Source organism: Actinoallomurus sp. CA-150999 (assembly GCF_050942425.1).
GTDB lineage: Bacteria > Actinomycetota > Actinomycetes > Streptosporangiales > Streptosporangiaceae > Actinoallomurus.
Window position 1 is genome coordinate 5608529 of record NZ_CP192063.1, and the last position, 15726, is coordinate 5624254.

The 15726-nt window shown below is 72.0% G+C and carries 1 protein-coding gene (running past one end of the window); it reads left to right on the forward strand.

From position 1 onward, the window contains the following. On the forward strand, positions 1-15726 hold the start of the coding sequence (locus ACQP2O_RS26075) for a protein-glutamine glutaminase family protein (RefSeq protein WP_433190354.1). 31062 nt of this gene lie beyond the right edge of the window; 15726 of the gene's 46788 nt are visible here — the first part of the coding sequence; the start codon lies at positions 1-3; the stop codon falls past the right edge of the window.

Consider the following 15726-nt stretch of genomic DNA (forward strand, 5'->3'; position numbering starts at 1 on the left):
GTGTCCGATGAGCCGTGGGGCGGATTCGTCTTCAACGAGGACGAGCGCCGGCTGTTCCTGTTCCTGATGGGGATGGAACCGCCCGACGCCGTTCCCGGGCAGATCTTCGGCCTCGCCCAGGCTCCGGAAGACCTGGCGGCCGAGCTGGAGGGCCTGGCACAGCTCATCGAGGACACGCTCAACAAGGTCGACGGCGCGCTGCCCGACGAGGTCATCGCCCAGTACAAGGCGATGCTCCGGGAGCTCACGGGCGCGAACGGCTACGGCAGCCACATCGACGAGATCAGGGATGGCGCCCTGGCCGCGGCGGCGCAGTTCGGCACCTGGGCGCGGAGCCTCGGCCAGGCGCAGATCCAGATCATCTCGACCCTGATCGCGATGCAGATCCAGCTCGCGATCATGTCGGCGATGGCCTTCTTCACCGGCGGGGCCTCCCTGGGCGAAGAGGCGGTCGCCTACAACACCGCGCGCCTGAGCCTGACGATGATCCTGCAGCGGCTGGCGGGCCTCATCGAGTACATCGTGCCGACCGCGATCCAGGCGGCCATCGGTGCGTTGATCATGATGGCGGCGAGCCTGATCTCCACCGCGCTCGGCTACGGCGACCCGAACAAGCCGATCAACTGGACCTGGGTGGCCGAGGGCGCGGTCGGCGGCGCCCTGGCCGACCTGGGGATCCGCGGCGCGGGCGCCGGGCTCAGCGGCCTGGGCAAGTGGTTCGACGGGCTCGTCGGCGACAATTTCAAGAAGTACCTCGACACCAACATCGTCACCGAGCTGAAGAACATCGGCGGCGACTTCATCAAGATGGGGGTGGGTTCGGGGATCGCCGGGACGCTGGCGCCCGGGCTCGTCGAGGGCTACTGGCACTTCGATCCGATGATGATCGTCGGCGGCGGCATCGGCGGCGCCCTGTTCGGCTCGATCACCCGGGGCGTCCATCTGGGCGCCGGCGGGTACAGCATGAAGAAGATCGGCGGCGGTATCTCCGAGCTGATCGCGGAGGAGCGCCTCGACACGCCTCCCTCCGAGAAGCCCGGCGGCGGACCCGGCACCGACGGTCCGGGCGGCGGACGGCCGACGCCCGTGCCGGAGCCCTCCCCGGAGGGGCCGCCGCCGCAGGGCCCGCGTCGCTCGCCGCCGACGCGGCCGACGACCGTCGAGCCTCCCGAGCGGATCGGGACGGTCGGGGAGAACGACCCGATCCTGCGGACCAGCCTGGAAGACCCGCTGACCCCGACCGGTTCCCGCAACCCGGAGCCCTTCGGTGAGATCCCGACCCCGTCGCCGAGCCGTAACCTTCCGCAGTCCGTCGATCCAGCGCTCTCCGAGAGCCCCCTCCCGAACGGCGAGAACCGCGCATCGCTCCCGCCGCCCGTCCCGGCCCCGGTGTCCGAGCACACACCGATCACCACTCCGCCGGAACGGTCGGCGCCCCCCGCACCGAACCCGGCACGTTCCCCACGGCTCACCCCGTCGCCGGAGAACCTCGAATCCCACCCGGAGCCCGCGTCCCCGGTGGAGAGCCTCGCGCCGGAACCTGGTCCCGTTTCGCCTGTGGAGAGCGTCGGACCCCGGACGAACCTGACGTCGCCCGCCTCGCGGAACCTCACTTCGCCGAACGGCGAGGTCCCGGCGACGCCGCACACGGAGACCCCCGACCCGGCCCTCGGGGACGGGCGCGTCGAACCGGGCACCACCGGTGCCCCGCCCCGGTCCACGAACACCGAGACCCCGGTACAGCCGCCCCAGGCGACGCCACGCGGATCGCAGCACCCGCCCGCCGCCGAGGAGACCGTGACGCCGTCGTCCCGGCCGCGGACCACGTCGACGACACCGCCCGGGACGCCACCGCGACCGGAACCGAACGCCGACCTCACCGAGCCGGCCGTCACCTCCCCGTCCACCTCGGTACGGAACGCGCCCTCCAGCGGACGCGCGCCCGGACCACAGCTCGACAGAGTGCCGGGCGCCGCCACGGGCACCGACGAGGAGGCGCCTCCGGAGCCCGTACGGACCGAGACCGGCTCCACCACGAAGCCGGTGCGTCTCGACGAGCGTCTGCAGAACCCGCCCCCTCCCGACGAGGCGGAGACGCCCACGACGCCCCGGGGGAGGAACGCTTCCGTCGACGAGCGGCCCGCGACGCCCGTACGGACGGAGTCCACCTCGACGGAGTCGACGGGGCACGAGGAGCCTCCGCAGGACCCGCCGTCGGAGCATCACCGGCCCGAGACGGAGGGCGTCACGCCCGGCGGCCACCGGCCGGACGACGTGCTGGTGGACCCCATGGCCCTCGACCACGGGGACGTCACGCCGAACTTCCGGTTCGACGCCGGCGACCCGGTGGCGCAGGGCCGGTTCAACCTGGACCAGGCGGCGCTGACGGAACGGCACGAGGGGCTGCTCGGCGACGAGGACCGCCGGACCCGGCAGCAGTGGGAGGCCGACCAGCGGGTCGACGCGGCGATCGCCGCGTACCACGAAGGTCCGAATACCTTCGGCGTACCCGAGCGGGGGGCGAACTCCGACCCGAGGATCCGTCTCCGCGAGGCGGGCATGCCCGACCGTCTCACCCGTCCGATCGCCGAGGCGTACCGGGCCGCCCTCGCCGAGGACGACCGGGCGCGGGCGAAGCCGCCGAAGATCACGCTCGGCGGAGAGCGGCAGCTCATCGACAAGCCGCCGACATTGCAGCAGCGGCTCACCGCCAAGCTGGAGCCGGTGCTCGAGGACAACGAGTACTCCGCCTCACCGTCCGAGGTGGCCGAGCTGCTGCTCCGGCGGGACCCGCTGTCCGAGCCGGAGGGCTGGGCGCGGAAGGCGGGCGTGCCGGACGATCTCGTCGGAACGGTCGCCGAGGCGTACCGCACGGCCCGTGCCGAGCACAACCAGGCCCCGGCGGACGAGGCGAGGCCCTTCGAGGAGCGCCTGGCCGACGCGTTGGAGTCCCGGCTGCACGGACTGGACCACGACCTGTCCATCCCCGCGGTGGCCGACCGGATGATCCGCGGGCAGGCGCGGCTCGACGCCGACCGGACGCGGCCGTGGACCTTCGACGTACGGGACCGGTTCGACTCGCGGTGGAAGCCGGAGTACGACCGTTACCTGCGCGGCGAGCTGACCCAGGAGCAGTTCGAGCGGTCGTTCCAGAATCTGGTCGACGGGCTGCACGATGAGCTCGAGCTGGAGGCGGCGACGCGTTCGGCGCGGGCGCGCGCCGAGGACGCCTTCGACGCGGTCGTGGACCGGGATCGGTTCTCGCCGGACGAGGAGGCGCGCGCCCTGACGCGGTTCCTCGAGGCGAACGACGCCGAGGTCCGCCGCATCGCCGAGAATGTGGGCCTGCGCGGTGGGGCACACCGCGAGAACGCCCGGTACGACTTCGTGGACGAGGCCGGCGCCCGCACCGCGGAGCTGTCGCGGGGACTGCGGACCCGGCTGGAGCTCGAGCACGAGGCGAACCTCGGCTTCCGGCGCCTGGCGGAGACGGCGGGCCTGGACTCCGCCTCTGACCGGGCCCGGAGCCTGCGGGCGGACTACGTCGCGCACTTCGAGGCGTACACGCGGACCCTGCCGGACGGCCGGGAGACGCGCACACTCCCCGTGGAGGAGTTCGAACGGCACGCGACGGGGCTCGGACCTGCGCTTCGGCAACTGGACGAGCGCTTCACCGCCCGGATCCGCGCCGAGATGGCCGAGGACGCCCTGCCGGCCCGCGCCGAAGACGCGCTCGGCGACCACGACCTTCCCTGGCAAGAGATGTCGGACCGCCCGCGCGCCGAGCGCGAGGCCGTTGACTACGACGCGGTCCTGGCCGAGTTCCGGACCGACCTGCGGGCCGTGAGCACCCTGCTCCTCGGCGGCCACTCGCCCGCGGAGCTGACCGCCCGAGACTGGGAGCAGCACACGCGGGAACTGACCGCCGCGTACGAGCGGCTGGCCGCCGGGCTGCCCGGGCGGCTCGACGAGCACACGGGCCGGGCGGCGATGCTGCGCCGGGTGGACCGGGCGCTGGAGGGCACCGGCAGGCCCGACACGCACGTCGAGCGGGTCCGCGCGGACGCCCACGCGGCGCTGACCGACGCGTACAAGTCGGTGGTCGGCCGCCCCGAGGAGGGCCTCTGGTCGGGCGACGAGCTGATCCGCCGGGAGGAGGAGTTCTACCGCGACCACTTCCTGCCCTACCTGCACTCGCTGAACGAACGCCTGCGGTTCGAGGCGGGTCTCGAGGGCGCGCTCCGCCAGGGGGCCGGCCGGTTCAACGAGCTGACCGCCGAGGCGAGCGAGCTCACCGGCCGGGCGCAGCGGCGCTTCGCGATGAGCGAGGAGAGGTTCGAGGAGTTCGCGAACGACTACCGGGCCGACTCGGCGAGGCTCTACCAGGAGCACTTCGGCCCGAGCGATCGGAACGTGGCGAACTGGCTGGAGCTGGAACGGTCGCAGGGTGACGTCTTCGGCGTCGCGCTCCGGGAGAACTGGGAGGCGTTCCAGGCCGAGACCGACGCGCCACGGCTGGAACGGCTGCGCGAGCAGGCCGCAGAGGAGAGCGCCCGGAACCGGCAGTGGTTGATGACCGTCTTCGCCGACATGGTCCGCCGGGCCGACGCGCTGGAGAACCTGGAGCGGGTCTTCCAGGAGGGACGTCCGGACCTGCGGTCCCCGAACGCGCTCGCCGACTACCGAGCCGGGCAGGAGGCGCTCCGGACCCGCCTCCGCACCGAGATGAACGCGGCCGCGAGCGAGGAGCAGCGCACCGCGGTGCTGACCGAGGCGAGCGAGGGCCTCGCGGCCCTCCGCGAGCAGGTCGAGGCCAAGGAACAGGCCTACCGGGACTGGAGCCAGAACCCCGAGTGGACCCTGGACCTGGGGCGGCTGGACCTGACCCGTACCCCGCTCGCGGAGTACGAACGGCGCGCCGGGCTCGCGCCGGAACCGGAGTCCGTGCCCGCCGTCCCGGAACCGCCGGTGGGCCGGCGGGCGCACGTCGAGGACGTCCCGGACGAGGCGAACGCGCCCGTCGAGCACCTCGAGCAGGCTCAGCTGCTGCTCCAGGAGACGTCGCCGGAGATCCTCGAGGCGCCGCCCGAGGCCCGGGAGACGCCGGCAACACCACGCCCGGCGAGGTTCGTTGCGGCCGAGGCGCAGGTGGTCGAAGGGCTGGCCCGCCTGCGCGCCGAGGTCGAGCAGCGCGACCAGGCGCACCTGGCGTTCGACGCGGTGCTCGCCGAACAGCCGGACCGCGGCTTCATGTTCGGAGCGCTCGAGCAGGTCGAAACGGCGCGCGAGTGGTTCGTCCGGCAGTGGACCACCACGGAACCGGAGAGCCGCGGCGGGCTCGCGGCCGAGCTCACGCTGCGGCTGGACGAGGCGCGGGCGGTCGCCGACGCGCGCGACGCGTTCGCGCGGGAGGTCGCCTACTCGCGGTCGGCACTGCGCAACGTGGACCCGGTCTTCCACCACGGTCCCCAAGCCACCGCGCTGCGGGACGAGTTCGTCCAGGCGATGACCGAGGGTCCCGCCCAGACGGGGGATGTACGGACCGGGCTGGTGGAGGACTTCCGGGGGAGGTACGAAAGCGCGGCGCGCGCGTGGCGGCAGCAGTCCCTCGCCGAAAAGGCGTCCGAGGCCGCGCCGCGGGCCCAGGACGAGGAGAACGCCGCGAACCTGGACGGCGCCGAGGTCCAGCGCGACGACGCGGTGCCGGAGCCCCCGGTCCGGACGGTGGCCACCGACCGTCCCGCCGATCCGGAGTGGACGCCGGAGACGGCGTCCTGGTATCGCCAGGAGCAGGCCGCGCTCGCCAAGCGGATCACCGACTTCGTGGCCGGCCGGACGCTCGACGCGTCGACGCAGGCCCGGCTGGCGTCCGACCACGCGCGGCAACTCGACGCGCTGCATGAGGTCGCCGAGCGCCGCGACGTCGCGCAGCGGGAGTTCACCGAGTTCCTGTCCGGGCAGAGCGACGGCCGGGTGACGCTGCGGTCCGGGGGCACGGCGGGCTGGGTCCGCCGCCACCTCGACGACCTCCGCCTCCGCGTCGAGGACCTGAGCACGCCCTACATCGACGAGCACCTGGCCGCCACCGCCGTGCCGGAGACGGAGGAGCGCGGGTGGACGCCCGTCGCCGAACCGTCCTACGCGAAGCCCGGCGACTGGCGCACCTTCGCGTGGCACGCCGCGGAGGCACGCCTGTACGAGAACCTCGAGGCCACTTTCGGCCGGCACGACGCCGAGGCCGCCGTGCGGACCGGCACCGCCGCCGACCGGCAGGCGTTCGATGAGGTCTTCGAGTCGTGGGCCCCGGAGGGCGCCCGCGAGACGGTCGGCGGATACCTCGACGCGGTCCGCGACCGGGCGTGGAAGGAGTTCGACCGCCGGATCCTCACCGGCGACCAGGAGCGGCAGGAGATCCTCGACGGCCTGCCGGACGTGCTGGACCGGGAGGCCGCCCGGCAGGTCGCCCTGCAGGCCGGCCGGGACGCGTACGAGCGCGCCTTCCAGAGCTGGTACCAGAACCGCAGCCGGCGTCTGGGCGACGCGGACGAGGCCCTGCCGGTCGTGCTGACGGACACCGTGGCGGATTCCGTACGCGAGGGACAGCGCGCGGAGTTCGAGCGCGAGTGGGAGACCGTCGTCGACGAGTCCCTCGACGGCGTCTCCGGCCTTCGCGCCGCCCTGCCGCAGGTCCTGCCGGACGTCCGGCGCGCGGGCGATCGCCGCCTGGGGGAACTGACCGGCGACGACCTGTGGCAGGCCTTCGACCGGCGCGCCGGTCACGCGTCCGAGCAGGAGCGGTTCACCGAGCTGGTCTCCTCCACCGCCGAGTCCTTCCGGGGGAGCCTGTCCGAGCCCGACCGGGACCTGCTCGCCGCGTTCGCCGCCGAAGACGCCGTGCCGTCGGGGCCCGGGCGCGAGCAGGTCCGGTCCGACGGGTGGCGCGAGCTGGACACCGCGTACGCCGAGATCTTCCCGCCCGGCGCCGAGGTCACCGCGGAGATGCGGCAGCAGTGGAAGACGAGGTTCGACGCTGCCGCCGCGTCGCTGCCGTCGCGGCTGGCCCGGCAGACCGCCCGTGAGGGCGCGCTGACCCGCACCCTCGCCGACGTGAACACCGCGATCGAGTCCTGGCGGACCGCGCCGCCGGAGACGCTCGAGGAGTTCCGGCAGCGGTTCGGCGTCCAGTTCGGCGGCGAGCTGCCCGGCGGCGTGCGGCGTTCGCTGGAACAGTCCATCGCCCGGTCGGCCAACGACCGGTTCGGCGAGCTGTTCACCGGCGAGCGGAGCGGAACGCCGGCGGAGCGGCTCGAACAGTGGCAGTCCTGGTACGGCGAGACCACCGGCACGCCCCGGCTGCACACGTTGTTCGCGCGGGAGACGGCCCGGCAGGGCGTGGCCGCGAAGTCCGGGGAGGTCTTCGCGGCGGCGTATACGGCGTGGCGGCAGGACCATCCGGAGCCGGTGCTGTCCGGAGACGACCTCGCCCGTGCGCGTACCGGCCTGACCGAGCGGATGATGACGGCCTTCGACGAGGTCTTCGGCGGCGCCATCGAGAAACCGGAGGACCTGGCCGAGCGGGCCGCGCTCTGGGACCAGCGGGTGGAACGCCTCACGTCCGAGCTTCCGGCCCACCTCGCCTTCGAGGCCACCGTCCCGGCCGCGCTCAGGACCGCGGGCCGGTCGTTCCAGACCGTCGGCGAGGGCCACGACCTGGACGACACCGAGTGGGTGAACGAGACCGCCGAGTCCTTCCGCGAAGAGTTCTTCGACGAGTACCGCCTGTGGTGGGCGTCGCCGGACCGCGCCACGACGTCCTCGGAGGACGAGTCCACCGCCGACCTGTTCGAGACCGGCCGTGCCGAGGCCATGGCCGAAGAGCGGTCGACGATCAGCTCCGACACCGAGTCGATCATGAGTGTCGAGTCGACCATCAGCACCGAGACGACGAACAGCACCGAGACGGCCGTCAGCACCGAGACGGCCATCGCGCCCAAGACGCCGATCCGCACCGAGGTCGCCGAGACGACGCCGCCGGACACGAAGTCGATCGATCTGCCGGACGACGAGCCGGTCCACGCGCCACCGTCCGCGCCCGGCGATCTGCGGCCGGCCGCGAGCGTCGCGGGGGAGGACCTCCATCCGTCGTCGGGCTCGGAGTCGTTCGTCCCCGAGGACGCCTCGGGAGTCGTCACCCGCCTCACGTCGTCCGACCACGGAGATTCCTCGTGGTCGCCGTTCCGTCTCGGGCCCGTGGGAACCCGGCAGGCGTTCCCGTGGTTGCGCAAGATCAGCCCCTTGGTGGTCGAGGGCGGCGACTTCCTGACGAACTGCCTGCTCATCGCGATCGCCATTCATCTCACGCTGGAAGAGGCGCGGCTGAACCCGGATGAGGATCCGGAGCTGCTGGCCTGGTTCCAGGTTCCGCCGGACGTCCGATCGCCGTACGAGTACCTGGCCAATCTCGAGAAGGGCGACCCGATCGACGTGCCCGGGTTCCGGGCGATCGAGAACGCGCTGCTGACGGCGGGGTACGGCGCGCACGGGATCGTCGTGATCGGGTTGCACGGCACGGACGTGGACCACCTCGTCAACGCGGTCAACCGGAGGGGACGGGTCGTCTTCCTCGACGGCCAGCGGCGGGACGAGGCCGTCCTGCCGGGCGACTTCCGCAGCCTGCAGTTCCTGCCGACCAGCGAGGGCTTCCCGCGCGAACTGGTAGCGGCACGGTCGGAGCCGTGGCCGCACGGACGGCTGCTCGGCGCGGACCCCGGGGTGGGCTCGTCCGATGTCCAGGCCCGGATCCAAGACCCGGCGGCCGGGACGAACCCGACCGGGCTCACGAGCCTGGAGACACCGGCGGAGGAGCCGGACATCGTCGACCGCTGGCTCCAGGCGTCCGCGCTCGACAACAGACCGCGTTCCTCGGCGTTGCAGGATCTCGACGCCGCGGTGGCGAGGCTGCGCGGCAATCGCGACGACGTCCGAGCCATGCGCGCGGTGCTCCACGCGATCGACGAGTGGAGGACGCCGAAGAGCGGGCCCAGCGGGCGGGACGCGGCGGTCGCCCGGCTGCAGGCCGCGGTCGAAGCGGATCTGACCCGCCTGCGGAGCCTGACCGAGGCCGGTGGCCCGGAGCCGGCCGAGCCCGACCTCGGCGATGCCTTCGGCGATCGGGATCCGGAGGAGACGCAGGTCGCTCTGCGCGACCTGGAGGCCAGGTTCTTCCCGTCCCACCTGAACCTCGGCGCCGAGCATCGAGCCGACACGGTCGTCACCCCCCACGTGGACGGGGACGGGTACTTCGGGGCGATCGCCAAGGTCCTCGACACCCTGCACGGCCCGGGCGACCGCCTCTACATCAACTCCTGGTACCTCAACCTCGCCACCCGATTGCGGACCGGGGCCGGTGAGCCGAACCTGGGCGAGCGGCTGGTGGCCCTGGCCGAGGCCGGGGTCGACGTGCGGGTGGTCGTCGCGATCCCGCGGCACTCGCTCGGCTCGTCCGGAGCGCCGATGCTCCAGCAGGACTTCCTCCACATGCCGTACGCGACGATGGTCGGGGGCTTCGCGCGGACGAACGTCTACTCGGTGGAGTCGCTGCGGAGCGCGGGCGGCGAGGGCCGGCACCCGCTCGCCGACCGGGTGCTCATCGACTGGGGCGGCGGATTCGACTCCCGCCACGAGAAGACGACGGTCGCCTACAGCGCGACGACAGGCCGGTTGCACGCGTTCGTCGGCGGGATGGACTACGCGCCGAACCGGTTCACCGAAGAACGGCATGCCGGGGCCCCGCAGCACAACTACACGCACGACGCGGGCGTGCAACTGCAGGGGCGTGCCGCGGAGGAGGTGCTGCGCAACTTCTGGACCCGCTGGGACGAGGCCGCGACGCTGCCGGCGCGTGACTACTGGTCGAACGGGCAGAAGCAGCCGTACAACGCCGCGGTCAGCCCCAAGCCCGAGTCGCTGACGCCGGAGTACTCGCCCGCGTTGGTGCGCACGTCGAGCCGCGCGTACGCCGACGCCGGAGTACGGATCTGGCGGAGCTACGCGCCCCATCGGGTCACTCCTCTGGGCGACACCCTGCGACTCGACTGGCACACCCTGCCGCACGGCGGAGTGAGCGAGGTCTCCGACGGCCTGACCGCGGCGATCGACGCCGCCAGGACGTACATCTATGTCGAGGACCAGACGCTCAACCCCTCGCACGTCGGGAACGTCTACAACAAGCACGAGGTCCTGTTCCCGGCGGTCTCCAGGGCCCTGGCCCGCGGCGTCAAGGTGATCTTCGTGACGCAGGGCTTTCCCGGCCGGGGCGCCAAGTCCTCGGCCGACGCGACGCCCAAGGTGTCCGGTGAGATCGACGCCTTCGTGCTGCGTGGGCTGACGCCGGAGCAGCGCGCGAACTTCGCCCTGTTCACGGTGAAGGACACCAAGGTGCACTCGAAGATCGTGCTGGTCGACGACGAGTTCGCCTCCATCGGTTCGGCCAACTTCTGGGACCGCTCGATGGCCGGCGACGAGTCCGAGGTCACCGCGGCGATGGTGCACCCGGGCGGCCCGCACTCCCTCGTCGCCGATCTGCGGGTGCGGCTCTGGCATGAGCACCTCCGGCTGCCGGAGACGGAGTCGGCGGACGCCGATCTTCGTGACCTGAGCACCGGGCTCGGGTACTTCCGCCGTACGTGGGGCACCGCGACGACGTTCGACATCCCGGAGAGCGTGCTCGAGGAGGTGCGCGACCACGGCCTCGTGAGCCGGCTCATGGGCCGGGCGGGCGCGGCCGAGAGCTCCGGCTCCGTCGGCAAGGGCAAGGCCGTCGCGACGGCGCACGATGCGGACGACCCGGTGAGGAGCCTGCCCGATCGGCTGGAGCAGGGGCTGACGGAGACGGGCGTCGACCGGCGCGTGCACGCTCTGAGCACCGGCAACCTGATCCGGCTCGTACAGACGCCCGACATGTGGGGCGCGCCCATGGCGAAGGACGACGTCATGGCCTTCGGCGACCGGGCCGTCGACGAACTGGCCGGCACCGTGCGCGGGATCATGGGCAGCGGTACGCGGCTGGTCGACGTCGTCAGCCTCCTGCCGCCGACCGGCCGGATCCACGAAGCGGTGAAGAACGCGCTTCTCGACGTCGCGTCACGGGAGGACTCCGGGCCTGTTCTCGTGCGGTTCCTGTTCGGGAACGTCCCGCTGCGGGACACGTTCTCCGAGTTCGTCAAGGACCTGAGGAAGTTCCTCAAGGACAACGGCGTGCCGATGGACCGGATGACCGTCCTCGCCGGGCAGTTGTCCAACGTCCTCAGAGGTTTCTGGAACCACTCGAAGATCGTCGCGGCCGACGGCGCGGTGGCCCTGGTCGGCGGTCACAACCTCTGGGCGGAGACGTACGGCGGTTATCCTCCGGTCCACGACGTCTCCATCGAGATGATCGGCGAAGGCGCCCAGCACGCGCACGACTTCGCCGACTACCTGTGGACGAGCGGTGGCCGCGATCTGAAGGTCGAGCAGATCACCGCGAATTACGGGGCGAAGACGCTGTCTCCCGGCCCGGCCCGGAACAAGATCGCCCTCGTCGACCGGGCGGAGCTGCCGCGCACCGAGCCGGACATGAGCCGTGGTGCTCCGGAGCAGTGGCACAGCGGCCGGGCTCTGTCGCTCGGCCGGGCGGCGTTCCTCGGCGACCAGGCCAGTGACACCGCCAAGGAAGCGGTGATCAAGAACGCGCGCCACAGCCTGAAGATCAGCCAGCAGGACCTGGCGTTCACCGGCTTCACCGCGGAGAAGGACCACCAGGTCGCCCGGTGGATCGCCGAGGCGCTCGTGGACAAGCCGGAGCTCACGGTCGACATCGTCGTGTCATCGGCCAAGGCCGGCGCGGTGAACGGCGCGTACAGCTGGGGGTTCGGCGCGCCCGGCACGTACGCGATGATCAAGCGTTTCGTCCGGACGGTGGCCGATCCCGAGGCGCGGGGAGACCGCGACGAACTCATCGAGAGTGCCCTGCGGAGGGTGAAGGTCGCGCCCTTCGTCTTCACCGATCACGACGGAAGCGAGCGTGGATTCGCGTGGCCGGACCCGCCCGCGGGCACCATCGCGCGACGGTACGAACCGGGCTCGAAGTTCGCCATGGGGAAGAAGACCGTTCCGGAGCCGGCGAACCACGCGAAGGTCTACATCGCCGATGACGCCGTCTACTACGTCGGATCGGACAACCTTTATCCGCACAAGCTCGCGGAGTTCGGCTACCTCATCGAGGGTGAGGCCGTCCAGGACCTCGTCACCAACTACTGGGACAAGCTGTGGCACTACGCGGAGCCGCACGCCACGGACTTCCACCGGGACATCGTCGAGGACTGGAAGACCGAATCGAGCCTGGGGGCGCTGCACCCGCGGTCGGCGGCCCTGGCGGAGATCGACCGGGCACTCGACCGCTGGCAGCAGGAGGGGCGCTCGGACCCGTCCCGGCCGGACCACGACGAACGGCGGCTCGGGGACGTCCTGCGCGCGATCGACCGGTGGCGGAACGTCAAGCAGGGACAGCCCAGCGCACGGAGCGAGGCCGTGGACCGGCTGCGGACGAGCATCCAGCGGGAGCTCGACTCCGTGGTGGCCCGGCGCGTCTCGCGGACCGACCCGGCCGAGGCACCGGTCGACGCCTCCACCGCGGATCCGGGTGAGCGCGTTGAGCGGCCGGATCCGGACCTCTCGGCGCTGTACCCCCTGATCGGTGGGCCGGAGCAGGCCGATACGCCGTTGCATTCCGCCCCGTTCGCGCCATCGTCCAGGCGCCACCGAACCCTCGATCCCATCGGGGACTGGCGGGAGCTGTCCGCGGTCTCCGGTCAGTCGCGTTCGTCCGCTCTGCGCGCCATCGACCACGCGGTGGACAGGTTGCCGCGCGAGCCGAGTGAGCGTGATCTGCGTCGGGTGCTGCGTGCGGTGTCGGAGTGGAAGGCCGGTAAGTCCTCGCGGAGCAGCCGCTGGGACGCGGTCGGCCGGCTGGAGAGAGCGATCAGCGAACGGCTCGGGGCGAACGAGGCGCTCTCCTCCGCCTCCCGCCCGGCCGGCGCCCCGCCGGATACGTCCTACGGTGAGCCGTCGGCATCCGCGTCCGGAGCGACGCACGATGCGTATCAGGTCCTCGCGGGGCAGGAACGTGCGGTCACCGTGGAGGGCGACGCGGGGGCCGGCGGGTTCGAGGCGGAGCTGCACGGGTTCCGCGTCGTTCTGCCTGCCGGCGTCGACCCGGATGACTACGGAACGATCGTGACCAGGCCCGGCCTGTTGAAGATCGTCCTGGACAAGGGCGGGAGCGCGGCCATCCTGGAGGTCGTCAGCGAGCCGGCCCGGGCTCTGGCCGGAGCCCGGGACGATGGCCGGGCGGAACGCGCCGAGGTGCTGGCCGCGTTCGATGACGTGGTGCGGAAACTGGAGGGGGCTCCGAACGGCCGGCTGCTTTCCAGGATCTTCACCCCGGAGGACGGGTATGAGGTCGACCCGTTGGCGGCCGATCTGCCGGTTCGGCGGCACACGGCCGGATCCCCCATGCACGTCCATCACACGACGACCGCCCCCTTGAGCGGGCTGGTCGAAACCATGCGGCACGTGGCCCGGCGCATGCGCCGGGATCCGCGTCCGATCCAGATCGCCCACCAGGACCTGCTCACCGGGATCGACTACGGCGCATGGGGGGTCTCCGCCTACGAGACGTGGCTGGCCGCGAATCCGGACTACGCGGCGCTGGCACGGTCGGTGGATCGCCATGAGCTGGAGGGGGCTCTCGCCTTCGGGTTCACCCAGGTCGCCGCCACCGCGCGAGGAGCGCGTTCCCGGGACGCCCTGCCGAAGAACTATTCGGCGGTGACCTCGCGGGAATGGCTGGGTGCCGTGCGGTCCGGCCTCGGGGAGGCTCCTCAGGCGTTCTTGGAGAGTATGGCGCAGACCCTTCGCGACGGCTTCGTTCAGATGTTCACCAGCCGAGCGCAAGTCGGGGATTCGACCCTGCTGTCCTGGAACCTCCGGCGCGACTGGGGAGAGGACTGGGAAGCGCCAAGGGCGACGATCGGCCAGTACCTGGACAACCTTCTCCTCCAAACACCGGAACGTGTGGTCGGCCAGTACGAGGCGCTGGCGGTCCGCACCAGTTGGTGGGAACTCGACCACAACGTGGTGAACGGGGTGCCGCTGATCGCGCCGGCGGTCGTCCGGATGGAGACCCGGCCGTACTCGTCCGCGCGCTCGAGTGCGGCGACCATCCGCAACGAGGCCGACCGTCTGGCGGACGTCTCCATCCGCCAGTTCAACCGTGCCCGGGAACTGCACGGACTGGAGCCGGTAGGCGGACCCCTCCGTGCCGCGGATCCGTACCCCGTGGTGAGCGGGTGGAACGAGGAACCGTTGTACCCGGGGGCCTTCGCCCCGCAGGCCGAGGACCGGCTCGCGGTGGAGACCAGCCACGATGCGCTGGACCTGGTCGTGCGGCGCGGCGAGGAGTCCGTCGGGTCCTTTGAGTGGTGGGGCGACTCGCGTCTCGACCCGGCCGATGGGTTCCGGATGGCCGAGACGAACCTGTCCGGCCGGCCGGGCGACTTCGTGCGCTGGATCCGGGGGACCGGCCCGGAGCCGACGTCGGTGGGTTCGATGAACTCGGAGCAGGCGGTTCTGTTCACGGCCTACCGGGCCGGAGCGGTGGATCGGGAGTGGCTGGTCCGTGTTCATGACGCGGCCGCGCACGCCGCCTTCGCCGCCTTCGAGGCCGCGCGAACCTCCGGGCGCGATCAGGCCGAGGCGTACGGACCGGCGCATCGCGCCTACACCGAACGGCTTCTGGTCCTGTCGAGTTCGGGCCGGCCCACCGAGCACCGCCTCGATCCGGACCTGAGGCTCGTGCCGCCGATTCCCCGTGGTCACTGGGTATCGATCGGCGGCGCCCGCCATGTCGCCCTCGCGCTCGGCACGCGCGACGCCGATGGTCGCCAGCAGGTGCTGAGCCACTCGCGCCCCTCGTCGGCGGAACCCCCGGCGCAGTCGGCGCCCGGGCATTTGCGGGTGACGACGATCGATGAACTCCTGGAGGAGTTCGGCACCGACTCGACGGTCACGTCGGTGGCGCCCGCCTGGGCCGTACCGGGTGCCACCAGCGGAGTTTCCGAGCCGGGCGCGCAGGTCGCCAAGCCGGCGCCGTTCGCGACCTGGAAGGATCTGCGGCGCGACGCGCCGGTGACTTCGGTGGCGACGGAACGCGCGTTCGACGCGGGCCCGGACTTCCTGAAACACACCGCTCCGGAGGGCGGCGATCCGAGGATCGGGCGTCAGGTGCTCATCCGGGAGCATGTGCAGCGGATCCAGGCCCCGAACGGCCAGTGGGTCCGCTACCAGGTCACGGTCATCCCGGTGAAGCCGGTCGGCGGCGTCGGTGCCAAGGATGTCGCGGCCCTACAGGACGAGCTGAACCGCGAGCTCACCCACTACGTCAACGAGCGCTACTACGCCCTGCCGACGTCGAACGACCAGTTGCACGTCGACCTGAGACTGGTCGTCGCCCCCGAACACGGGGAGGCCGTCGAACTGGAACCGGGCGTGACAGCGCGTGCGGCCGCCCGGCGGTGGGGTCGGCGCGACGACATTCTCGCCCTGCTGCACGAGGTGTTGCACTACTCCGGACTGGTCGACGAGTACCGCGACCTGCTGTCGGTGTTCCGGCGGTCGGCGAAGTCTCTG